We start from the raw sequence: 21,975 nt of genomic DNA, 5'->3' as shown, positions 1-21,975 counted from the left end.
GAAGCGTCGGCGCTTGGTGAGATTCGCCGAGCGACGGCGCCTCAGCCGCGCATAGCTACGCCGCGGCGCCAGTAGCCCATGAAGGCGACCTGCGAGCGGTCGATGCCGAGGTCCTTGACCAGGTGACGGCGCAGTGTCGTGACGACGCCGCTCTCGCCGGCGATCCAGAAGTAGCGCTCGGCGGGGGCATCCGCCGCCGCGATCTCCTCGCCGAGGCCCGAGTAGTCGGGCGTCTCCCAGAGCAGGTCCTCGGACTCGATGTCCTTCACATCGAGCTCGTCGGCGGCATCCGCATCGCCGAGGTACTCGAGCACGGCGGGGATGAGCCGCACACCGTGGGGCTCACCGGCATCGCGGGGCAGCCAGTGCACCTCGACTCCCGCGGGAGCGTCGATGCGCAGGATGTCGGCGGGCGACGGCACCTCGATGAACGCGCAGCCTCGCAGGTCGTTCGGGGCGTCCTCGAGGATGCGGGCGATCGCGGGAGCCGCAGTCTCGTCACCGGCGAGAAGGACCGACGCAGCGGTGCCGGGCTCGTATTCGGCCCCACCGTGGGCCGCCGCAGCGACCCCTCGACGTGGTCCGACGATGAACAGCTCTTGGCCGGCGGTGGCCGCATCGGCCCACCTCGACGCGGGACCCGTGAGTCCTGGTGCCAGGTGCAGCACGAAATCGACGTCGAGCTCGGTGCCGGCATCCGTCACCCGCAGGTCGCGCACCGAGTAGGTGCGCATGGATCCGCGCTCCTCCTCGGGAACGGCGAGGAACGACCCCCACCAGTCGTCGGTCTCGCGGTCGAGCTGGGGAAGGATGCCGGATGCCGGCGGGAACACGATCTTGATCCGCGAGTCGAAGACGTCTCCCGGCGTGCCGAACTCGAAGAGGTCGTCACCGCCGAACGTGACGCGCACGAAGTTCGGCGACACCCGTTCGACCGCGCGCACCTCGGCGCGAGCCAGCACGTAGGTGGGGCGTTCGGTCGTCGTCTCAGCGGACATGATGCCTTCCGATAGGGGTGACCATCGGCTTTCCCGAGACCGGGTCGATGGTGATCTGGTTCGCGAGGCCGAAGACCTCTTCGACGAGCTGCGCGGTCACGACGTCCTGCGGAGCACCGGTGGCGTGCACCCTGCCCTCCTTCATCGCGACGAGCTCGTCGGCATAGCGGGCGGCCAGGTTGAGGTCGTGCAGCACCATGACGATCGTGGTGCCGCGCGAGACGCTCAGGTCGGTGAGCAGGTCGAGCACCTCGACCTGGTGCGCGACATCGAGGAACGTGGTCGGCTCGTCGAGCAGCAGGATGTCGGTCTCCTGCGCGAGCGCCATCGCGATCCACACGCGCTGACGCTGGCCACCCGAGAGCTCGTCGACGCTGCGGTCGGCGAGGTCGGTGGTGCCGGTCGCCTCGAGGGCATCCGCCACGATCTCGTAGTCGTGGGCGCTCCAGCGGGCGAGCATCTTCTGATGCGGATGCCGACCACGACCGACGAGGTCGGCGACGGCGATGCCCTCGGGCGCGACGGGCGACTGCGGCAGCAGACCCAGGATGCGAGCGACCTCCTTGGTGGGGCGCGCGTGCACCGACTTGCCGTCGAGCACGATCTGGCCGGCGGTCGGCGAAAGCAGGCGCGCGAGCGAGCGCAACAGCGTCGACTTGCCGCATCCGTTCGCTCCGACGATCGTCGTGATCTTGCCGGGGGCGATCGCCAGGTCGAGTCCGTCGATGATCGTGCGGTCGCCATAGGCGAGGGTGACGGACTCGGCCGTCAGGGTGTGCGCCTCGGTCACAGGGAGCCTCCCGAGCGGTTGGTGCGGATGAGCAGGAAGATGAGGTACGGAGCACCGAGCACACCGGTGATGACGCCGACCGGGTAGCGCTCGCCGAACGCGAACTGGCCGATGAGGTCGCCTCCGAGCACCAGCACGGCCCCCACGAACGCGCTCGGAAGCAGCAGGTTCGCGCCGGGGCCGGTGATGCGGGCGGCGATCGGACCGGCCATGAACGCGACGAAGGCGATGGGGCCGCAGGCGGCGGTCGCGAAGGCGAGCAGCGCGACGGCGCCCAGGATGAACAGCAGGCGGGTGGTGTTGACCCGCACACCGAGACCGGATGCCGAGTCGTCGCCGAGCTGCATCGCACCGAGTGCCCGACCCTGCGAGAGCAGCAGCGGCAGGAGCACTGCGGCGGCGATCGCGAGCGGCATCACGCGCTCCCACGAGGCGTTGTTCAGGCTGCCGGTGAGCCACTGCATCGCGGTCTGGATGTCCCAGCTCGCCGCTCTCGACAGCATGTACGAGATGATGCTCTGCAGCATCGCCGCGATGCCGATGCCGATCAGGATCAGGCGCGTGCCGGCGAAGCCGTTCTTGATCGACAGCAGGTAGATGACCCCTGCCGTGACGATCGCGCCGCCCAGCGCGAGCAGAGAGACGACCGGACCGTTCAGCGACAGCACCACGATGCCGAACACGGCTGCGGCGCCCGCGCCGTTCGAGATGCCGATGATGTCGGGCGAGGCGAGCGGATTGCGCAGCAGCGTCTGGAACGAGACGCCCGCGATGCCGAACGCGAATCCGGCGAGAACAGCGAGCACCGCCCGAGGCAGGCGCAGCTCGCCGACAGTGAACGAGGCGCCGGGAACCGTCTCGCCGAGGATCACACGGATCACGTCGTCGAGCGGATAGAACGTGTTGCCGATCATCAGGGCGACGGTGAACAGCACCACGAGCATCGCGCCGAGCACGATGGTCGCGACGGCGTGGCGGCGGTGGCGCGAACGACGGCCGGCGATGATCGCCGCAACGGAGTCGCGAGTGCGTTCGGATGCCGCAGGAGTCTGGGCCGCAGCCCGGTCGATGGTGCTCACAGTTCACGCACCTTCTGACGACGGACGATCCAGATGAAGAACGGGGCGCCGATGATGGCGGTGATGATGCCGACCTGGATCTCCTCCGATGTCGGCGAGATCACGCGACCGACGATGTCGCTCGCGAGCAGCAGAGCAGCGCCGGCGAGCGCAGAGAACGGCAGAAGCCAGCGATGGTCGGTACCGATCAGCATCCGGCAGACGTGCGGAATGACGAGACCGACGAAGCCGATCGGACCCGCGATCGCGGTGGCCGCGCCGGCGAGGATCACGGCGCCGAGGGCCGACATGAGGCGCGTGCGGAACACGTGCTCGCCGAGCCCCTTGGCCATGTCATCGCCGAGGGCGAGGGAGTTCATGCCCCGAGCGCTGATGAAGCAGATCAGCGCTCCGAGTGCGAGCACCGGAGCGGTGATCGCGATGCGCGGCCATTCGGCACCGCCGACGCCGCCGATCTGCCACGACTGGAAAGCCTGCAGCAGGTCGACGCGCGGCAGCATGATGGCGCTGATGAGCGAGGCGAAAGCGGCCGACGTGGCCGCACCCGCGAGGGCGAGCTTGAGAGGTGTGGCGCCACCGCGGCCGAGCGAGCCGACCGTGTAGACGAAGGCCGCGGCGAGAGCGGCTCCGATGATGGCGAGAGCCATCTGGCTGTAGGCGTCGGTGAGGCCGATGAACGCGAGGCCGATGACGACGGCGAGCGAGGCGCCGTTCGAGACGCCGAGGATGCCGGGGTCGGCGATCGGGTTGCGGGTGACCGCCTGCATCGTCGCGCCGGAGAGGGCGAGAGCCGCGCCGACGAGGATCGCGAGCACGGTGCGCGGAAGACGCTTGATGATCGCGGCCTGGGCGAGCGTGTCATCCTGCCCGCTGAGCGCGGCGAAGATGTCGTCGATGCTCACGGCGCGCACACCGAAGCAGATCGACAGGATGCAGAGCACGAGCAGCACTCCGAGGCCGACGAGCAGCCAGAGCGAGCGCGCCCATGCCGGGCGCCGCAGGTCTGCGGCGCCCGGCATGGGCATGGTGACAGCGGTCACGGGAATTCAGTGCGCGAGGGTGACGCTGAAGGTCACTTCGCGGCGAGCGGTGCCGCCAGCAGGCCGAGGTAGTCGGAGAGACCCCACGGGATCGACAGCGGCGAGGGGTTCGCCGAAGCGGCGATCGGAGTGGCATCCGGGAGGATCGCGATGCGGCCCTCGGCGATGGCCGGGATCTTCGACAGCAGCGGGTCTGCCTGCAGCGTCGCGATGAGCGAGTCGTCGCCGTAGGTCACGAAGACGTCGACGTCAGCGAACTTGTCGGCCTCTTCAGAGCTGACCGTCAGGTAGAACTGGTCGCTGTCGGCGTTCTCCTCGACGACGGACGGCAGCGGAAGGCCCAGGTCGTCGTGCAGGTAGCCGGGGCGCGTGTCGATCGCGGTGTAGTAGCCCACCTGGCTCAGGTCGCTCGGGTCGATGTAGGCGAACAGGACCTTCTTGTCCTTGAGCGCGCTGTTCTCCTCGAGAGCGGCCTCGGCGTCGGCGTGCAGGTCGTCGATCAGGGCCTCACCCTCGGCCTCGAGACCGAGTGCCTTCGAGTTCATCTCGATCATCTCGTCGACCGGGGTGCCCCAGGCGACCTCGGGATACGCGACGACCGGGGCGATCTTCGAGAGGGTGTCGTACTCCTCCTGCGTCAGGCCGGAGTACGAGGCGAGGATGACGTCGGGCTGAGTGTCGGCGACGGCCTCGTAGTCGATGCCGTCGGCCTCGTCGAACAGCACGGGCTCTTCGCCACCGAGCTCGTCGAGCTTCTCCTCGACCCAGGGCAGGATGCCGTTGTCGTCGTCATCGCCCCAGCTCGCCTTGCTCATGCCGACCGGCACGATGCCGAGGGCCAGCGGCACCTCGTGGTTGGCCCACGCGACCGTCGCGACACGCTCGGGCTTCTCCTCGATCGTGGTCTCGCCGTAGACGTGCTCGATCGTGACGGGGAAGGCGCTGTCATCAGCGGAGTTTCCGCCGGCGGAGTCGGAGTTCGAGTCGTTCGACGACGTCGCGCAGGCTGTGAGGCCGAGGCCGAGGGCGAGGGCGGCGGCGACACCGGCGGCGAGAAGACGAGAGGTGCGCACAGGCATTCCCTTCGGGTTGGGATGAGGGGGTGCGGCGCGGAGGGGCGCCAGGCTTTGGTAAGCCTGGCCTAATCTAACAGAAAGTTAGGCAAGCCTCATCTCGGTTCTCGGCGTTGGCCGGCATCCGTGCCCCGCGTGCGGGGTCAAAAACGCATCCCCCACGCCCGATTCAGATGCGGTTTTGACCCCGCACCGGCCTTCGGATGCGGAACTGACCCCGCCAGCATCCGGATGCAGTATTGGCCCCGCACCGGGCAGCCATCCGCGCCCCGCGTGCGGGGTCAAAAACGCATCGCCCACGCCCGATTCGGATGCGGTTTTGACCCCGCGCACCCACTCGGATGCAGTATTGGCCCCGCGCGGGAACTGAGCGGCGGGGCTCGTCGATCATGCCCGCCTCGAGGAAGTCCCCCGGGCATGCAGAAAGCCGGCCGGATCCGTGAGGATCCGACCGGCTTCAGGAAGTCTGCTCGCGCTCAGAGAGCGCGGATGTTCGCAGCCTGCATGCCCTTGGGGCCACGCTCAGCGTCGAATTCGACCTTCTGGTTCTCACGGAGCTCCTTGAAACCGGAGCCGGTGATTGCCGAGTAGTGGGCGAAAAGGTCGTCCGTGCCGTCATCGGGAGCGATGAAGCCGAAGCCCTTTTCAGCGTTGAACCATTTCACAGTGCCAGTGGCCATGTGTTTTCTACTTTCTTTTTCAAACGGCCGCTTGCGCGGCCTGCGCCGTGACGGAACGTCCGACATACGCGCAAGCTCAACGTACCACGGCATCCTGACGTGAAACCCCGAAGTTCTGATTCTTTTGAAGAACCGCCGCCTCGGTGCGCGTGCTGACGCCGAGTTTTCGCAGCACAGCCGACACGTGAACACTCACTGTCTTGACGCTGATGAAGAGCCGCTCACCGATCTGTCGGTTGCTCAGGCCCTCGGCGATCAGGTCGAGCACCTGCCGCTCGCGTGCCGTGAGCGGGTCGGCATCAGCCGCGCCAGTGACGATGCCGGATGCTGCGGACAGGCCCGCCGCCGCGGAGAACCCGCTCACGATGCGCACGAGCGGCACGTGGCCGAGCCGCTCGGCCTCGTGCAGCGCATGTCCGAGGACCGCTGCCGCTTCGGCCCGCTCCCCTGCCCCGACCAGCAGCCGCGCGAGTTCGAGCCGCGTGGTCACACGGAAGGTCACCGGCACGTCGTCTGAGTCCGCCAGGTCGACGGCCGCCCGCAGCGCCGGCCCCGAAGGCACCAGCAGGGCATCGAGGATCGACCACCACGCGTCGCCGAGCAGCTGCTCCGGCTGGGCGAGCCACGCGGCCCGGACCTCGTCGCTTGCCTCAGCGACGTCGACACCTGCCGCCCGGAGCTCGGCGATCAACCAGCCCGCTTCGAGCAGAAGCCGCCTCTGGTGCAGGAACACCGGACCCTCATCGGCGAGCATCGCGCGGATCTCGTCGAGCGCCCCTGCGAGGTCTCCGCGCCCCTCGGCGACGGCGACGCGCATCATCACCTCGTCGTACCAGATCTGCCGCTCGACCCGACCGGTCTCCTCGAACGCGGGGTGCCACTCGCGCAGAATCTCGGCGGCCTCGTCGTGCCGCCCCCGCCACGAGAGCACCCGCACGCGGGTCATCGTGGAGTACATATGAGAGATGCGCAGCGTCCGCTGAGCACGTTCACGGGCCAGCAGACCCTCGACGCGCTCGATCTCGCCCAACTCGAGCAGCGGCACGGCCATGTTCTGCGCCATGATCGCGCCGGTCGTGCGCTCGACGCCGAACGCTCGCGCTCTGGCCAGGCCGTCTTCGGCGACCGAGACGGCATCGCGATAGCGCCCGAGCAGGCCGAGCAGGTCGGAGTAGTTGACTCGGTATCGCATCTCGGGGCTCGCACCGTGTGCCAGACGGAGTGCGACCGCATACTCCCGGTGCCCGGCCTCGAGATCACCGAGGTGAGCCCGAGCACCGCCGCGCACGTTCGCGGCGATCGACGCCTCACCCTCGGCACCTGCCCGCACGGCGCGCGTGCCCGCCTCGGTCGCCAGGGCGATCGCCTCGTCGAGGCGCCCGGCGATCATGTACCGACTCGCGAGCTGGTTGAGCACCGAAGCGCGCAGTCGATCGTCGTCGACCTGCCGCTCGAGGATCTCCAGCGACTGCTGCAGCAGCTGGATCGGCCCTGAGCGACCGAGATGCATCATGTAATAGGCCTTGTCGCGCAGCAGCCGAGCGTGCATCCGTGGGTCGACGGCGTCGGGGTCGACCTCGTCGAGCGCGAGATTGACCACAGCGAGCGCCCGCTCGCCGTCACCGGCATTGCGCAGCACCGACCCCAGCGTTCGGAGCATCTCGAGGCGGTCGAGGCCCACGACGCTCTCGGCATCAGGAACCTGGATCCACAGATCGAGGGCGAGCTCTCCGAATCGGGCTGCGCTCGCGAAGGCGAACCGCGACTTGGCGTCGAACATCGCGGCGACGGCCGCGGCGAGCGCTCGTCGGTCGTCTTGCGCGAGCTGCCAGTGATAGGCGAGCGCGGCCGAGTCGGCGGTGTCGGAGTCGTCGCAGTTCTCCTCCAGCGCCTCGGCATACGCTCGGTGCAGCCGCGCCCTCTCGCCCGGAAGCAGATCGTCGTGCACGGCCTCGCGCAGCAGCGCATGCCGGAATCGGTAGTCGTCGTCGGCCACGACCAGGATGCCGCTGAGCGTCGCCTCGCGGATCGCCTCATCGAGGCGCACTTCGGGCAGCCCCGCGAGTTGGGTGACCAGCGGATGGGTCAGCGGCCGCTCGGCCCCCGACACCACCTGCACCACTCGTCTCGCGTCGTCATTGAGGCGGTCGAAACGGGCCAGGAGCAGATCTCGCAGGCTGCCGGGTAGCGGCCCCGAAGAGCAGCCCGCGAGCTCTTCGACGAAGAAGGGGACTCCCTCGGCGCGGTCCTGGATGCGCTCGAGCGCCACGTCGCTGAGGGGCTGCCCGGTGATCGATTCGGCGAGCTGGCGAACCGCCGAGATCTCGAGCCGCTCGACAGTGACCCGCTCGAGCAGGCGGGCACGGGTGGCCTCGCCGATGAACCGGCTGACCGCGTCTCCGCGGCGGACATCGTCGGAGCGGCAGGTGAGGAGCAGAAGGATGCGCCCGTGGGTCAGCGTGCGGAGCAGGAAGGAGAGCAGCGCGAGGGTCGATTCGTCTGCCCAGTGCAGGTCTTCGACGACGAGCACCTGCGGCGCGTGCTCGGCTGCGGCCTCGATGAGGGCGGCGATGGCATCGCGCAGCCTGTCGGGGCTGCTCTGCGAACGCTCTGTGGGATTGAGCGCGGGCAGCAGCATGCCCAGAGCCTCGACGCCGACGCCGAGCTCTTCGCGCACGCGATCTGCGCCCATGCGGGTGACGATCGAGCGAAGGATTCCGGTGATCGGCCCGAACGGTGTGCGCGATGCTCCGAGATCGAGGCACCACCCGACGTGCACATCGGCTCGGTTGACCACCTCGGCGCCGAACTCGCGCAGCAGCCGGGACTTGCCTATGCCCGCCTCGCCCTCGACGAGCGCCGCGAGAGGAACCCCTTCGACGACTCGGTCGAACAGCCCGCGCATGACCGCGATCTCGGCCTCCCGGCCGACCATCGCAGCGCCCGCGGCGGAGAGTGACATGCACTCATCGTCCCACTCCCCTCCGACATCCGGGCGGGGTGACGCGACCTGTTGCAGAGAGGTAGGACTCACCGAGCCGGCACGGGGTCGCAGGCGACGGCGACGCACCGGTCGACTGGTGCAGCGGTCGCCATCTCGGCGGGCGCGGCGACCCGCGCCACACGCGGAGCAGCCGTCGTGGCGACGGGCGAGGCGACAGCATCCGGCGCAGCGTTCGCGACAGCATCCGGCGCAGTCGACCGCGGATGGGTGAGGGCGCTCAGCATCCGCTGTCCTAGACGCCTGACCGCGCCCGGAGCCCGCGGGACGATCTGATCGGCGTGCTGGGCGAGGAAGCGGCGGCGTTCGGCCGCCCGCTCCAGACGCTCGTTCTCGTACTCGCTGATCTTCTCGGCGAAGTAGGGGTGCTCGTACATGACATCTCCTCAGTTGGGATGTCCCTACACTCCGCTCTGAGGTGCCGTGTCGGCATCGGGAGGATGCCCTATCTTCTGCGCCGGAGCACCCTAGGCGACCGCGGGCCAGCCGCAGGCAGGCGCCGTGCAGGCAGCGAAAGAGGCCCGGGCGGTGATGGGGGCACCACCGGCCGGGCCTCGGATCAGGGGTCGATCAGGCGTCGACGTCGCCTCGCCAGGCACCGGTCTCGGCGCCGCGCTTCTCGATGAACTCCTTGAAGTTCTTGAGGTCCTTCTTCACCGCGTGCGAGCCCGCGCCCACGAGCGAGCCGACCTTCTCGAGAAGGCCCTCGGGCTCCCAGTCGATCTGCACCGTCACGCGAGTCGTGAGCTCTTCGAGCTTGTGGAACGTCACGACGCCCGCGTGCTCGGTGTCGCCGCCGACGCTCTTCCAGGCGACGCGCTCGTCGGGGTGCTGCTCGGTGATCTCGGCGTCGAATTCACGCACCGCTCCGCCGACCTTGACGGTCCAGCGGTTGTGGGTGTCGTCGATCTGGACGATCGACTCGACCTCGTCGAGGAAGTGGGGGAAGCTCTCGAACTGCGTCCACTGGTTGTAAGCGATGTCGACCGGAACGTGTACGTCGATGGTCTCGATGATCTGCGCCATGTGATGCTCCTCACTGTTCGTCGTTCGTGTGGTCCCATTCAGGTGCATGCGCCTGGGATGCGCGATGGGGTTGACATCGAGGGCGCCGCGACCGAGCATGCGCGCGAGTAGCGTTGAGCACATGCGCATCCATGCCGCGATCCGCGCCTCGAAGCGCTCACCCCTGCTGCAGGTGGTGAAGTCCGCCGCGGCGACGATCGCCGCGTGGCTGCTGGCCGGGTGGGTGGTTCCGGGGCAGCTGCCGGTGTTCGCGGCGATCGCGGCGCTTCTCGTCGTGCAGCCGAGCGTCAACCAGTCGCTGTCGAAGGCGCTCGAGCGCAGCATCGGTGTGATCGTCGGCGTCGTGATCGCGGTGGCGCTCGGCCTGCTGCTGGGTTCGCCGAGTTGGATCGTGCTGCTCGCCATCGTCGTGGCGATGCTGGTCGCGTGGGCCTTCAAGGCGACCCCCGGCACGGGAAACCAGGTCGCGATCTCGGCGATGCTCGTGCTCGCACTCGGCTCGACCCCCGACTATGCGATCGCGCGCATCTTCGAGACCCTCATCGGGGTGGTCATCGGCATCGTCGTGAACGCGCTGATCGTGCCGCCGGTGCTCGTGGCTCCCGCCCGCCGCGATCTCGGGCTGCTCGGCAGCGAGCTCGCCGCGAGCCTCGACCGCCTGGCCGATGCGCTGCCTGAACCGCAGACGCCCGCGAAGCTGCAGGAGCTCATGCTCGAGGCGCGGCTGCTACGCCCGATGAAGGATGCCGCAGAGGCCTCCATCGCGGCAGGCGAGGAATCCCTCACCCTGAACCCGCGTCGCTCGACGCACCGCGAGGAACTCCGCGAGATGCGTGCGCTGCTCGAGCGGCTGTCGCCGATCGTGACGCAGACCATCGGCATGACCCGCGCATACTTCGACCATTACGACGACTCGATCGGCCAGGAGCCGGCCGTCACGGCGATCGCCGAGCAGCTGCGACGTGCGGGGCACGACGTGCGGCTGGCCGTGCAGATCGCCGATGTGTCACCCGAGCCTGAGACCCTGACCTCGGCGATCCCCGCGCTCACCGCGCCGCTCGTCATCCGACCGCCGTCGTCGACGCACTGGATCCTGATCGGGTCGCTGATGGAAGACCTCCGGCGCATCCGCGGGGAGCTCGTCGAAGAGGAGTGAGCGCGCTGCCCCGTTCACAACTCAGCACATTCGTCCGCTTACGGGCACCCTGGAGACGATTCTTGGGCTCCTCGCGGGATTGATGCTGAGTTGTGAACGCGATGTCGCTGTGTCAGTCCTGTTCGGGGTCGTCGGCGAGCACGTCGCCGTCGTCGTCTGAGGCCGGGCCCGAGGGGACGGCCGTCGCCGGCTCGCCCTTGTTGTCTTCGCTGCCGAGGTTGTCGTTCTCCTCGGCGCCGGGAGACGACTCGGTGCTGATGTCATTGCTGTCGCGGGTCATGCGCGTTCCTCTCGTCGGCGTTCGGTCTGCGTGCATGCGAGATTACGGCCCGACGCTCGCAGAAACCCGGGCCTTGACAAGCGCCCGAGGCCTACCCTGGTCTCATGTCTGACATGACCGTGCCCGAAGCCCTCGCCGAACTGGCCGCGCTCGAGGATCCGAAGATGCGCGCCGCCAACGAGAAGCGCGGCGACGACCACGGCATGAACCTGAGCCGGCTCCGCGGGGTGGCCAAGCGCATCAAGACCGACCAGCCCCTCGCGAAAGAGCTGTGGGCGACCGGAGAAACGTCAGCCCGCCTGCTCGCGCTGCTCATCTGCAAACCGCGCGAGTTCACCTCCGATGAGCTCGACGCGATGCTGCGCCAGACGCAGGCTCCCAAGGTCAACGACTGGTTCGTCAACTACGTCGCCAAGAAGACCCCGCTCGCTGAAGAGCTGCGACTGCGCTGGTTCGACGACTCCGACCCCACGGTCGCCGCTGCCGCCTGGTCGCTCACGACCGTGCGCGTGGCCAAGGATGCCGAGGGCCTCGACCTCGAGCACCTGCTCGACCTGATCGAGCGTGACCTCGTGAATGCACCGAAGCGCCTGCAGTGGGCGATGAACGAGACGCTCGCGAACATCGGCATCTTCCACCCCGAGCTGCGGGCCAGGGCACTCGAGATCGGCGAGCGCCTGCAGGTGCTCGCCGACTACCCCACCGCCCCCGGCTGCACCTCCCCCTTCGCCCCGATCTGGATCGGCGAGATCGTGCGGCGACGCGAGGGCTGAGCCGCCCTCCCGGCGTCCACATCAGTGCCCTGGTTACGCTGGATCCATGAGCACGCACATCGCCGCACAGCCCGGTCAGATCGCCCCCATCGTCCTGTTCCCTGGCGACCCGCTGCGCGCGAAGTGGATCGCCGAGAACTTCCTCGACGACGCCGAGCTGTACTCCGAGACCCGCGGGATGCTGGGCTACACCGGCACCTGGAACGGCCACCGCGTCTCGGTGCAGGGCTCGGGAATGGGTCAGCCCTCGATGGCGATCTATGCGAGCGAGCTGTTCGAGGAGTACGACGTGCAGACCATCGTGCGCGTCGGATCATGCGGAGCACTGACCGAGAAGCTCAAGGTGCGCGACATCGTCATCGCGAACGGCGCGTGCACCGATTCGGGGATCAACCGGGTGCGCTTCCACGGACTCGACTACGCACCCGTCGCCGACTTCGGCCTGCTGCGCGCCGCGGTCGAGGCGAGCGAGGCCGAGCCGCTCGACGCCGCCGTGCACGTGGGGCTGCTGTTCTCGAGCGACCAGTTCTACAGCACCCGCCCCGAGCTCACCGAGCCGTTCGTGCAGCACGGCGCACTCGGCGTCGAGATGGAGGCCGCCGGCCTGTACACCCTCGCTGCGTTCCACGGCCGCCGGGCCCTGGCCATCTGCACCGTGTCGGATCACATCGTCACGGGCGAGCAGACCACCGCCCAGGAGCGCGAGCAGACCTTCGGCGACATGATCCGCATCGCGCTGCGCGCCGCGACCTCGGTCTGAGCCGTTCACAATTCAGCATGCACGTCGGCTGAGCGCTTGGAATCGCCCGATCCCGACCGTCTCCTCCGGTTCCTTGCTGAATACCGGACGCGTCTGCCGGCGCCTCGAGATGGGATGATCAAGGGACCATGCCTGCGATCCTCGACCACACGACGCTGACCGACGGATCCGATGCGGATGCCGTGTACACGGCGTTCGTCGAATGGGCGGAGTCGACCGGCATCAGCCTCTACCCCGCGCAGGACGAGGCGGTCATCGAGATCGTCTCGGGCAACAACCTGATCCTGTCGACGCCCACCGGCACCGGCAAGTCGCTCGTCGCGGTGGGCGCGCACTTCGTCGCGCTCGTCGAGGGTCGTCGCTCGTTCTACACGGCACCGATCAAGGCGCTGGTCAGCGAGAAGTTCTTCAGCCTCATCGACGTGTTCGGCGCCTCGAACGTCGGAATGATCACGGGCGACTCCTCGGTCAACCCCGATGCGCCGATCATCTGCTGCACCGCCGAGATCCTCGCGAACCTCGCCCTTCGTCAGGGCACGGATGCCGCGGTGCACCAGGTCGTCATGGACGAATTCCACTTCTACGCCGACCCCGACCGCGGGTGGGCATGGCAGGTACCGCTGCTCGAGCTGCCGCAGGCACAGTTCATCCTCATGTCGGCGACCCTCGGCGATGTGTCGCAGCTGTCGAGCGACCTCACCCGCCGGACCGGCCGCGACACGGCATCCGTCACGGGTGTCGAGCGCCCCGTGCCTCTGCACTACTTCTACGAGACGACGCCTATTCACGAGACGATCGACGACCTGCTGGGCACCGGCCAGGCCCCGATCTACGTCGTGCACTTCTCGCAGGCCGCCGCGATGGAGCGGGCGCAGGCGCTGTCGAGCACCAAGGTAGCCACGCGCGAGCAGCGCGACGAGATCGCGGCACTGATCGGCGGATTCCGCTTCACCACCGCCTTCGGCAAGACCCTCTCGCGGTTCCTGCGTGCGGGCATCGGCGTTCACCACGCCGGGATGCTGCCGAAGTACCGACGACTTGTCGAGCAGCTCGCCCAGCGCGGCCTGCTGCGCGTGATCTGCGGCACCGACACTCTCGGCGTCGGCATCAACGTGCCCATCCGCACGGTGCTGCTCACGGCTCTGACCAAGTTCGACGGCACCCGGATGCGGCAGCTCAGCGCGCGCGAGTTCCACCAGATCGCGGGACGAGCGGGCCGCGCCGGCTTCGACACCGCCGGAACTGTGGTCGCGCAGGCACCGGAGCACGAGAGCGACAACATCGCGGCGATCAAGAAGGCCGGCGACGACCCGAAGAAGAAGCGCAAGATCATCCGCAAGAAGGCACCCGACGGGTTCGTGTCGTGGGGCGAGCCGTCGTTCCGCAAGCTGATCGACGCCGAGCCCGAGACCCTGACCTCGCACATGCAGATCACGAGCGCCATGATGCTCAACGTGATCGGTCGCGGCGGAGACGTCTTCGGCAATATGCGCGCCCTGGTATATGACAACCACGAGCCCCGCAAGAGGCAGCGCGAGCTGGCGCTGCGCGCGATCGGCATCTACCGCACCCTGCTCGAGTCCGGCGTCGTCGAGCAGACGGATGACGGTGAGATCCGCCTCACGGTCGACCTGCAGCCGAACTTCGCCCTGAATCAGCCGCTGTCGCCGTTCGCCCTCGCGGCGTTCGAGCTGCTCGACCGCGATCCGGCCGCCGGCACGGGCACAGGTTCCTATGCGCTCGACATGATCTCGATCGTCGAGTCGACGCTCGACGACCCGCGGGCCATCCTCGGGCAGCAGGAGTTCCTCGCCCGCGGCGAGGCCGTCGCCGCGATGAAGCGCGAGGGCATCGAATACGACGAGCGCATGGAGCTGCTCGAGGAGATCACCTACCCGAAGCCCCTCGATGAGCTGCTCACGGCCGCGTTCGAGACCTTCAGCGCCGCGCAGCCGTGGATCCGCGACTTCGAACTGCATCCGAAGTCGGTCGTGCGCGACATGTACGAACGGGCCATGTCGTTCGGGGAATATGTCGCGTACTACAAGATCGCGCGCTCCGAGGGCGTGGTGCTGCGATACCTGTCGGATGCGTATCGGGCGGCGTCGCAGACCATTCCCGAAGAGGCGAAGGACGAAGACCTGCGCGACCTCATCGAGTGGCTCGGCGAACTCGTGCGCCAGGTCGACTCGAGCCTGCTCGACGAGTGGGAGGAGCTGGTCAACGGCGTGCTGCACGGACCGGACGACGAGCCCATCGTGCCACCTGCTCCGAAGCGCCTGACATCGAACACCCGCGCTTTCCGCACCCTCGTGCGCAATGAGCTGTTCCGCCGGGTGCAGCTCGCGGCCCGTGAAGACGTCTCGGCGCTCGCAGAGCTCGACCCGTCATTCGGTGCCGATGCCTGGTCAGATGCACTCGACGGCTACTTCGCCGACCATGATGAGTTCCTCACCGGGGCGAACGCGCGCAGCGCACAGTTGCTGCTCATAACCGAAGGCGCGACCGAGTGGACCGTCCGTCAGATCCTCGACGATCCGGCCGGTGACCACGACTGGGGCATCTCCGCCACCGTCGACCTCGCCGCCTCCGACGAGGAGGGCGCCGCCGTGCTCACGGTGACGGGCGTCGATCGGCTCTGAGGCGGCCGGCGTTGAGCCGGCCGGATGGCTGGCCCTCACCCGGATGGCTGACCGAATGAGGCTCATCAGCCAGCCATCCGGGCTTCAGCCAGCCATCCGTACCGCAGCCAGCCGGGCCTCAGCCAGCCAACCGGGCCTGAGCCGTCCGGGCCTCAGCGATACGGTCGATCGGTCGCAGCGGGTCGAAGAGCACCCCGAGCCCCACCCGCACGAGGCCGGCATGCACCGCGAGGCAGACGGCGATCACCACCGCGGTGAGCACGATCGGCCAGATGACCTCGACCGTCGGTGTCGCCACCCACCCGGCTCCGCGCAGCGCGCCGTCGATCAGGGCGAGCGGGATCATGTGGATGACGTAGATCGGCAGCGTGCGCTGCCCCACCCACCGCAGCGGCCGAGCGACGACACCCAGGTGCCGATGGATGATCGCGCATGCCGCGACCCCGAACTCGACGGCGACGACCGCGAGAAGCGGCCAGACGCCGGGCCATTGACGCATGCCGAGAACTCCGACCGCACCGGCCGCGACGACATATGCCATTCCGAGCATGAGCGTGCGCAGCGGAGTGGATGCCGCAGCGAATCGTTCGATCAGGGACCGCATCCGCAACCCCGCGAGGAAGAAGAACAGGTTCTGCACCAGCTGCCACAGGTTGCCGAGGTCGGGAATGACCCCCGCAGCCGCGACCGCAGCGATCACGAACGCGACCGGTAGCGCCACGGCAGTCGGCACGTGCCGCACCAGGCGTGCGACGAGCAGATACACCGCGAGGGCGAGCAGATACCAGAGGTTCGTCGGGCTGATCGTGAGCTGCGCCAGCAGCTGTCATCCGTTCTCGGCTCTGGCGGTGTCGAAGTCCGGCGTGAGGGCGAGCACGAACGTCTGGATCACCACCCAGATGACGTAGGCCGCAGCGAGCCGCCCGGCCCGACGCCGCCATGGGGTCCCCGCGGGAGCATTCACGACGCTGCCGTCGAACATCCCCGAGATCAGGAAGAAGAGCGGCATCCGCAGCGGCAGCAGCTGTGCGTTCAGCGTCGCCCAGGCGCCGGTGATCGCACCGGCGCCGTCGACCTCGATCGCGTGCTTGGTCACGACATGCCAGAGCACCACCAGGATGATGCAGACGCCCTTCACGACATCGGGCCAGCCGACGCGCGCGCTCACCGCCCCGGCACCTCGGCGGCGCGCACGAGGCGCGACACCAGCGCGACGTACGACACGTCGGCTGCCGCGAACATCCGCGGCACCTGGGATGCCGCGGTCAACCCCGGCATCGTGTTGACCTCGTTCAGCACCGGCCCCTCGGCGGTGAGGAAGAAGTCCATCCTCGCGACACCTGCGCATCCGAGAGCGTCGAACATGGTCAGCGCCGCCCGCGCGAGCGACGTCGTCTCGGCAGCCGAGAGCTGCGCCGGCACCGTGAACTGCGCACTGCCGTCATACTTCATGCCGGTGTCGAACAGCCCTGCGGCGTGGATCTCGAGCGGCGGGGCCGCCCAGCGCACTCCGCCGGCCTGCTTGATCACGGCGACGTCGATCTCCCTCCCGTGCACGACCTCCTCTACGAGAATGCGTCGGTCGAACCGCGCCGCTTCGCGCATCGCGGACCCGAGTTCCAGCTCCGAACGCACGAGCGAGACACCGTAGCTCGATCCGGCCGACACCGGCTTCACGACCACGGGGCCCTCGAACTCGAAGTCCCCGCAGTCGGCCGCATCGATCAGACGTCCCCTGGCCGTGCGCAGCCCCGCTGCCTCGGCGACCAGCTTCGTCGCCCACTTGTCCATCCCGATCGCCCCCGCCCGCGGACCGGATCCGACCACGCGAACCCCCGCGAGTGCGCACAGCGCAGCAAGCACGCCGTCTTCACCCAGCGCTCCATGCACCGCGGGGAATACGACATCCGTGGCGGCTATGAGCGGCATTGCGAGAGCGAGAGAGTGGGCGGCGGTGGCACCCTCCGAGACGCCCACCACCTCCCAGACGCCTTCGCGCGAGATCGTCACCGTGCTGACGTCGTGTCCTCCGACACGCAATGCCTCTGCGACCGCCGCCGCCGATGCGAGCGAGACCTCGTGTTCGGCATTCTGACCTCCTCCGATGACCAGCACTCTCACGCGATCGCCCTCTCGACCCGTGCTCCGATGCCCGTGACGATCGTGTGCGGGATGCTCGCCGCCCATCTCGCCCACTCCTGCACGGTCGGCACCGCGCCCGCCTCGGGTCCGAACACGACGGCGGTCGTACCCCGGGGCACGACCAGCTCACCCGTATCGACGACGATCTGGTCCATCGAGACCCGCCCGACGATCGGGCAGCGGATGCCGTCGATCGCGACGGCTGCGCCCGGCGCGAGTTCCCGCGGGATGCCGTCGGCGTACCCGACGCCGATCACGCTCAGGCGGGTCGTACGCTCGGTCACGTACGCGCCGCCGTACCCGATCGGAGTGCCCGCAGGCACGACGCTGCTGTGCACGACCGACGCCGTCAGCCGCGCGGCCCCCTGCAGCGACACGGTCTCCGATGGGTCGATGCCGACCAGCCCGGCGCCGACGCGAACCATGTCGAAGTGCGTCGCCTGGTCGGTCAGCGTGCCGGACGTCGCCGCGAGGTGCACGATCAGCGGGCCGAACCCGGCGCGCAGCACGGCATCCCGTGCGTGTCTCATCCGCAGCACAGCCGGGGCGTTCATCGCAGGGTCAGCAGCGTCGGCGTCTGGCAGATGCCCCATGACCCCGACCACCTCGATGCGGTCGCGGCCCGAGCGAGCGACCCGCAGCAGCTCGGCCCAGTCCTGCAGCGGCACCCCACCCCGCGACATCCCCGTGTCCATGTGCAGATGCACCCGCACGCGTCCACCGGGCAGCGACGACGCATCGGTGATCAGCTGCCGCAGCTCGTCGACGGAGCCGACCGCGACGTCGACGCGATCCGCGACGACCTGCGCGACGTCGACCCCCGCCGGGTTCAGCCACGCGAGGATCGGCACCTCGATGCCCGCATCGCGCAGCTCTGCGGCATCCCCCGCATCGGTCACGCCCAGCCACGCGGCCCCGGCGCCGATCGCGGCGAGAGCGACGGTGACGGCGCCGAGGCCGTAACCGTCGGCTTTGACGACCGCCATGATGCGGGCGTCGGTGGCCGACCGCATCCGCTCGACGTTCGCCGCGATCGCGTCGGGCAGCGTGCGCAGGGTCGGTGCGTGCATGCGCGAGAGCGTGAGGTGCGCAGTCGTGAGCGCGGTCGTCATCGCTGAGTCCTCGGGTCGGCGGTCGGGTCGTCGTACATCAGCGGGCAGCCGTTCGCCACGGCCGCCGGACGCAGTTCGAAGTGCCAGCGCTCATTCGCGTAGATCTGGCAGAGACCGAACTCATCGCCGCGCTGCGCCAACCAGTCCTGTGCGGTGAGCGGACCGAGGTCGATCGCATCCCCCGACACGTGCTCCGAGTTCTCAGGGGTGGCGACCCAGCGCGCGGCCTCCTCCTCAGACCCGTATTCGACGACGGCATCCTGCCGCAGCACCTGCTGGTACTCGGCCGACCGCCATCCGCTGTTCACATGCATGCGCACGCCGTCGCGTTCGGCGGCAGTAGCGGCGGCACGCACGGCAGCGAGCAGATCGGAGTCGAGGTTGGTCACGGCGGGCGTCTCGTCGAACACCGACACGGCGCCCTCATCGCGGATGATTCCGTCGGCCTCGGTGAGAGATGCAGGCGAGACGGTCGGAGGGACGGATGCCGAGGCCAGCGACTGCTGGCCGATCAGCACGACCGAGCCCGTGATGGCCGCGGCGAGCAGGGCGACACCGATGATCGCGGTGAGGCGTCGCTGTCTGAGGGCAGTGCGTGTGTTCATGTCCTCAGTCAAGAAGGGGGCCTGTTGCGACGCCGTATGCGCTTTTGCATATGCTCCCGATATGTCGGGGTGCGTAAGCTCTGAGCACATGGGAGCTGTGTCGTGAGGGTGCTGATCGTCGAGGACGAGCCCTACCTCGCAGAGGCCGTGCGCGACGGACTGAGACTCGAGGCCATCGCCGCAGACATCGCCGGCGACGGGGACACGGCGCTCGAGCTGCTCAGCATCAACTCCTACGATCTGGCGGTACTCGACCGCGACATCCCCGGCCCGTCGGGAGACGACGTCGCCCGCTCGATCGTGGCGTCGGGCAGCGGCATCCCGATCCTCATGCTCACCGCGGCCGACCGTCTCGACGACAAGGCGACCGGGTTCGAGATCGGCGCAGACGACTACCTCACCAAACCCTTCGAGCTGCGCGAGCTCGTGCTGCGGCTGCGCGCGCTCGACCGTCGGCGCCAGCGTGTGCGGCCGCCCGTGCTCGAGATCGCGGGGCTGCGGCTCGATCCGTTCCGCCGCGAGGTGTTCCGCGATGGCAGATACGTCGCCCTCACCCGCAAGCAGTTCGCGGTGCTCGAGGTGCTCATCGATGCGGCCGGCGGAGTCGTGAGCGCCGAGCAGCTGCTCGAGCGGGCATGGGACGAGAACGCAGACCCGTTCACGAACGCCGTGCGCATCACCGTCTCGTCGCTGCGCAAGAGACTGGGTGAGCCCTGGCTGATCCTCACGGTGCCGGGCGTCGGCTACCGCATCGGGACGGATGCCGATGGCTGACCCGATCCGCCCGAAACGGCGCCGCGGCATGAGCGCCCGCTGGAAGCTCACCCTGAGCTATGCGGGCGTCGTCGTGGTGTCGGGCATCGGGCTGCTCGCGGCCGTCGCCCTCTACCTGCTGCGGTACGTGCCAGATGTGAACATCAGCAACGACTTCTTCGTGCCGAACCGCTCTGATCTGATCCGCGCCTTCATCCCGGCCGCCATCGTGATGATGCTCGTGCTGCTCGCGATCGGGCTGGGCGGCGGCTGGATCATCGCCGGTCGGATGCTGGCTCCCCTCGACCGCATCGGGAAAGCCGCGCAGCTCGCGGCTCAGGGGTCGCTCTCGCACCGCGTCGCGCTCGAGGGCCCGCGCGACGAGTTCCGTGACCTCGCCGACGTGTTCGACTCGATGCTCGAGCAGCTCGAGGCGCACCTCGCCGAACAGCAGCGGTTCGCGGCCAACGCCTCGCACGAGCTGCGCACACCGCTGGCGATCTCGCAGACGATGCTCGAGGTCGCGAGCAACGACCCCGATCGCGACGTCGACGCGCTGATCGACCGGTTGTACGAGGTGAACGCCCGCGCGATCGAGCTGACCGAGGCGCTACTGATGCTCAGCCGCGCCGAGCGCCGCACGTTCACTCGCGAGCCGGTCGACCTCTCGCTGCTGGCCGAGGAATCAGCCGAGACACTGCTTCCGCTCGCCGAGCGTCGCGACGTGACGATCGACGTCGGCGGCGACACCGCGAACGTGCTCGGTTCGCCGGCCCTGCTGCAGCAGCTCATCACCAACCTCGTGCACAACGCGATCGTGCACAATCGCCCCGTCGACGGCACCGTCGTCGTGCGCATGCACACGCTGCCGCATGCCGTGGCGCTCGTGGTCGAGAACACCGGAGACGTACTGCCCGCCCATCTTGTGGCGACGCTCGCCGAGCCCTTCCAGCGGGGCGCCGACCGCACCCGCAGCGTGGGGAGAGCTCGAGGTGTCGGGAGTACTAGTGCTGTGAGGGGTGCTCGCGCTGGCGAACCTGGGCGCGATGACGGGCCCGCGGATGGCGACGATCACGTGGGTGTCGGCCTCGGCCTCGCGATCGTGCAGCGCATCGCGCAGGCGCACGACGGCTCGCTCGTGCTCACGGCTGTCGAGGGCGGCGGGTTGAACGTGACGGTGTGGCTGCCGCATCCGTTCCCCGGGCCGCTCGCCTGACCCCTCTCGGCTGAGACCTCTCGGCTGGGGCCTCTCGGCCGAGCGCCTACCCCCGCACCGAATGCAGGATGAAAGCACGGATGCAGGCCCGGAAACCGTGTTCCGATCCTGCATCCGTGCTTTCGTCCTGCAGATGGACAGGCCGGGATGGACGGGTGGCGACGTGGTGTCCGCTCACGCCGCCGGGAGGTCAGGCGACCTGGTCGCTCCGGAGTGCGGCGAGCTCGCGGCCGTAGGTGCGCGCCGACTGCTCGGCGTTCTCCTTGAGCTCGCGGGCGGTGTCGGCGAAGGCGTCCAGCGCGGGATTGACGCCCACGAGGGTGAAGGGCCGCTCGACGATGCGCAGGTCGAGGCCCCAGACGTCCTCGAGCACGCGGCGCAGCCATCCGGTGGAGTGGTCCCAGCCCTCCTTGGGGGTTCCCGGCGCGTAGTTGCCGCCGAGCACGGTCACGAGAGTGGCGGGCTTGCCGCGAAGAGCGGTGCCCTGCGGGTCGATGCGCGGGTCCGTGTAGGCCAGGTCGAACCAGGTCTTGAAGTGCTGCGAGACGCCGTAGTTGTAGAGAGGCACGGCGAACAGCAGCGCGTCGGCGCCGATCAGCTCGTCAGCGAAGGTGGTGGCGAGGGCGCGGGCCTCGTTCTGAGCGGGAGTGCGCTGCGCCTCGTCGACGAAGCCGCCGGTCACGGCATCCGCCCAGGCGGTCGCGGGCACGGGGTCGGCGGCGAGATCGCGGCGGGTGACCGTGGAGTCCGGGTGCGACGCGGTCCACTCTGCTTCGACGAGGTCGGCGAGCGAACGACTGGCGGACGACGCGGGAAGGATGCTGGCATCCAGGCGGAACAGGGACATGA

The 21,975-nt window shown here is 68.8% G+C and carries 20 protein-coding genes and 1 pseudogene; 6 read left to right on the top strand and 15 right to left on the bottom strand.

Features of this window, described 5'->3' with window-relative positions; genetic code table 11:
- Nucleotides 1-41: 41 nt before the first annotated feature.
- From FIV50_RS01500 to FIV50_RS01460, 9 genes are all read right to left on the bottom strand, one after another.
- Nucleotides 42-998: a siderophore-interacting protein gene (locus tag FIV50_RS01500; protein ID WP_140035879.1), complete on the bottom strand. Its 957-nt coding sequence runs from the start codon at nt 996-998 to the stop codon at nt 42-44.
- Nucleotides 988-1,788, bottom strand: coding sequence for an ABC transporter ATP-binding protein (locus FIV50_RS01495; RefSeq protein ID WP_140035878.1), 801 nt, complete (start codon nt 1,786-1,788; stop codon nt 988-990). The genes FIV50_RS01500 and FIV50_RS01495 overlap by 11 nt, the downstream gene beginning before the upstream one ends.
- Nucleotides 1,785-2,867 (bottom strand): FecCD family ABC transporter permease, encoded by a 1,083-nt coding sequence (locus tag FIV50_RS01490; protein WP_375137387.1) that lies wholly within the window; start codon nt 2,865-2,867, stop codon nt 1,785-1,787. Before FIV50_RS01490 ends, FIV50_RS01495 begins: the two co-directional genes overlap by 4 nt.
- Nucleotides 2,864-3,886, bottom strand: coding sequence for a FecCD family ABC transporter permease (locus tag FIV50_RS01485; protein ID WP_140038576.1), 1,023 nt, complete (start codon nt 3,884-3,886; stop codon nt 2,864-2,866). Before FIV50_RS01485 ends, FIV50_RS01490 begins: the two co-directional genes overlap by 4 nt.
- A 53-nt stretch (nt 3,887-3,939) precedes the next feature.
- Complete coding sequence (locus FIV50_RS01480; protein WP_140035877.1) at nt 3,940-4,980, bottom strand: iron-siderophore ABC transporter substrate-binding protein; 1,041 nt, start codon at nt 4,978-4,980, stop codon at nt 3,940-3,942.
- A gap of 476 nt (nt 4,981-5,456) precedes the next feature.
- Nucleotides 5,457-5,660 carry a cold-shock protein gene (locus FIV50_RS01475; protein WP_042538190.1) on the bottom strand — a complete coding sequence of 68 codons (204 nt, stop codon included), beginning with the start codon at nt 5,658-5,660 and terminating at the stop codon, nt 5,457-5,459.
- A 76-nt stretch (nt 5,661-5,736) separates the two neighbouring features.
- Nucleotides 5,737-8,622 carry a helix-turn-helix transcriptional regulator gene (locus tag FIV50_RS01470; RefSeq protein ID WP_140035876.1) on the bottom strand — a complete coding sequence of 962 codons (2,886 nt, stop codon included), beginning with the start codon at nt 8,620-8,622 and terminating at the stop codon, nt 5,737-5,739.
- A 68-nt stretch (nt 8,623-8,690) separates the two neighbouring features.
- Entirely contained in the window at nt 8,691-9,038 is a 348-nt protein-coding gene (locus FIV50_RS01465; RefSeq protein WP_140035875.1) for a hypothetical protein, read from the bottom strand.
- 193 nt (nt 9,039-9,231) lie between these two features.
- Nucleotides 9,232-9,687 (bottom strand): SRPBCC family protein, encoded by a 456-nt coding sequence (locus FIV50_RS01460; protein ID WP_056376412.1) that lies wholly within the window; start codon nt 9,685-9,687, stop codon nt 9,232-9,234.
- 121 nt (nt 9,688-9,808) lie between these two features.
- Here FIV50_RS01460 and FIV50_RS01455 point away from each other — a divergent pair, with 121 nt between their 5' ends.
- Entirely contained in the window at nt 9,809-10,843 is a 1,035-nt protein-coding gene (locus FIV50_RS01455) for an FUSC family protein (RefSeq protein WP_042538197.1), read from the top strand.
- 112 nt (nt 10,844-10,955) lie between these two features.
- Here the strand turns inward: FIV50_RS01455 and FIV50_RS17570 are convergent, their stop codons facing one another.
- A complete protein-coding gene (locus FIV50_RS17570) occupies nt 10,956-11,123 on the bottom strand; it encodes a hypothetical protein (protein ID WP_181164294.1) in 168 nt (55 codons plus the stop codon).
- Nucleotides 11,124-11,227: 104 nt separating this feature from the next.
- On the opposite strand from FIV50_RS17570, the gene FIV50_RS01450 reads away from it, so the two are divergent.
- The 3 genes from FIV50_RS01450 to FIV50_RS01440 all read left to right on the top strand — a co-directional run bounded on the left by FIV50_RS01450 (nt 11,228) and on the right by FIV50_RS01440 (nt 15,298).
- Nucleotides 11,228-11,896, top strand: a complete 669-nt coding sequence (locus FIV50_RS01450; protein WP_140035874.1) for a DNA alkylation repair protein — start codon at nt 11,228-11,230, stop codon at nt 11,894-11,896.
- Nucleotides 11,897-11,942: 46 nt separating this feature from the next.
- Complete coding sequence (deoD, locus tag FIV50_RS01445; protein WP_140035873.1) at nt 11,943-12,656, top strand: purine-nucleoside phosphorylase; 714 nt, start codon at nt 11,943-11,945, stop codon at nt 12,654-12,656.
- A 128-nt stretch (nt 12,657-12,784) separates the two neighbouring features.
- On the top strand, nt 12,785-15,298 hold the full coding sequence (locus tag FIV50_RS01440) for a DEAD/DEAH box helicase (protein WP_140035872.1): 2,514 nt from the start codon (nt 12,785-12,787) through the stop codon (nt 15,296-15,298).
- 118 nt (nt 15,299-15,416) lie between these two features.
- On the opposite strand, the pseudogene FIV50_RS17830 reads toward FIV50_RS01440, so the two are convergent.
- From FIV50_RS17830 to FIV50_RS01415, 4 genes and pseudogenes are all read right to left on the bottom strand, one after another.
- Nucleotides 15,417-16,466, bottom strand: a pseudogene (locus FIV50_RS17830) (acyltransferase family protein).
- Nucleotides 16,463-17,419 (bottom strand): D-alanine--D-alanine ligase family protein, encoded by a 957-nt coding sequence (locus FIV50_RS01425; RefSeq protein WP_258184363.1) that lies wholly within the window; start codon nt 17,417-17,419, stop codon nt 16,463-16,465. Before FIV50_RS01425 ends, FIV50_RS17830 begins: the two are co-directional and overlap by 4 nt.
- On the bottom strand, nt 17,416-18,552 hold the full coding sequence (alr, locus tag FIV50_RS01420) for an alanine racemase (RefSeq protein WP_140035869.1): 1,137 nt from the start codon (nt 18,550-18,552) through the stop codon (nt 17,416-17,418). The genes FIV50_RS01425 and alr overlap by 4 nt, the downstream gene beginning before the upstream one ends.
- Nucleotides 18,549-19,157 (bottom strand): M15 family metallopeptidase, encoded by a 609-nt coding sequence (locus tag FIV50_RS01415; RefSeq protein ID WP_140035868.1) that lies wholly within the window; start codon nt 19,155-19,157, stop codon nt 18,549-18,551. Before FIV50_RS01415 ends, alr begins: the two co-directional genes overlap by 4 nt.
- Before the next feature lie 102 nt (nt 19,158-19,259).
- On the opposite strand from FIV50_RS01415, the gene FIV50_RS01410 reads away from it, so the two are divergent.
- Nucleotides 19,260-19,931 carry a response regulator transcription factor gene (locus FIV50_RS01410; RefSeq protein WP_140035867.1) on the top strand — a complete coding sequence of 224 codons (672 nt, stop codon included), beginning with the start codon at nt 19,260-19,262 and terminating at the stop codon, nt 19,929-19,931.
- 28 nt (nt 19,932-19,959) lie between these two features.
- Nucleotides 19,960-21,126, top strand: a complete 1,167-nt coding sequence (locus tag FIV50_RS01405; RefSeq protein ID WP_140038574.1) for a sensor histidine kinase — start codon at nt 19,960-19,962, stop codon at nt 21,124-21,126.
- Between the two features lie 190 nt (nt 21,127-21,316).
- Here FIV50_RS01405 and FIV50_RS01400 read toward each other — a convergent pair whose 3' ends face one another.
- Nucleotides 21,317-21,973 carry an FMN-dependent NADH-azoreductase gene (locus FIV50_RS01400; protein WP_140035866.1) on the bottom strand — a complete coding sequence of 219 codons (657 nt, stop codon included), beginning with the start codon at nt 21,971-21,973 and terminating at the stop codon, nt 21,317-21,319.
- Between the last annotated feature and the right edge of the window lie 2 nt (nt 21,974-21,975).

Source organism: Microbacterium foliorum, from assembly GCF_006385575.1.
In the GTDB taxonomy this organism is placed as follows: domain Bacteria; phylum Actinomycetota; class Actinomycetes; order Actinomycetales; family Microbacteriaceae; genus Microbacterium; species Microbacterium foliorum_B.
This window is presented reverse-complemented; position numbering and strand designations above follow the sequence as displayed.

Coding starts and splice junctions, on each gene's coding strand:
- FIV50_RS01500 (WP_140035879.1), bottom strand. CDS start 998: ATGTCCGCTGAGACGACGACCGAACGCCCCACCTACGTGCTGGCTCGC.
- FIV50_RS01485 (WP_140038576.1), bottom strand. CDS start 3,886: ATGCCGGGCGCCGCAGACCTGCGGCGCCCGGCATGGGCGCGCTCGCTC.
- FIV50_RS01475 (WP_042538190.1), bottom strand. CDS start 5,660: ATGGCCACTGGCACTGTGAAATGGTTCAACGCTGAAAAGGGCTTCGGC.
- FIV50_RS01470 (WP_140035876.1), bottom strand. CDS start 8,622: ATGTCACTCTCCGCCGCGGGCGCTGCGATGGTCGGCCGGGAGGCCGAG.
- FIV50_RS01465 (WP_140035875.1), bottom strand. CDS start 9,038: ATGTACGAGCACCCCTACTTCGCCGAGAAGATCAGCGAGTACGAGAAC.
- FIV50_RS01460 (WP_056376412.1), bottom strand. CDS start 9,687: ATGGCGCAGATCATCGAGACCATCGACGTACACGTTCCGGTCGACATC.
- FIV50_RS01455 (WP_042538197.1), top strand. CDS start 9,809: ATGCGCATCCATGCCGCGATCCGCGCCTCGAAGCGCTCACCCCTGCTG.
- FIV50_RS17570 (WP_181164294.1), bottom strand. CDS start 11,123: ATGACCCGCGACAGCAATGACATCAGCACCGAGTCGTCTCCCGGCGCC.
- FIV50_RS01450 (WP_140035874.1), top strand. CDS start 11,228: ATGTCTGACATGACCGTGCCCGAAGCCCTCGCCGAACTGGCCGCGCTC.
- deoD (WP_140035873.1), top strand. CDS start 11,943: ATGAGCACGCACATCGCCGCACAGCCCGGTCAGATCGCCCCCATCGTC.
- FIV50_RS01440 (WP_140035872.1), top strand. CDS start 12,785: ATGCCTGCGATCCTCGACCACACGACGCTGACCGACGGATCCGATGCG.
- alr (WP_140035869.1), bottom strand. CDS start 18,552: ATGACGACCGCGCTCACGACTGCGCACCTCACGCTCTCGCGCATGCAC.
- FIV50_RS01415 (WP_140035868.1), bottom strand. CDS start 19,157: ATGAACACACGCACTGCCCTCAGACAGCGACGCCTCACCGCGATCATC.
- FIV50_RS01405 (WP_140038574.1), top strand. CDS start 19,960: ATGAGCGCCCGCTGGAAGCTCACCCTGAGCTATGCGGGCGTCGTCGTG.
- FIV50_RS01400 (WP_140035866.1), bottom strand. CDS start 21,973: ATGTCCCTGTTCCGCCTGGATGCCAGCATCCTTCCCGCGTCGTCCGCC.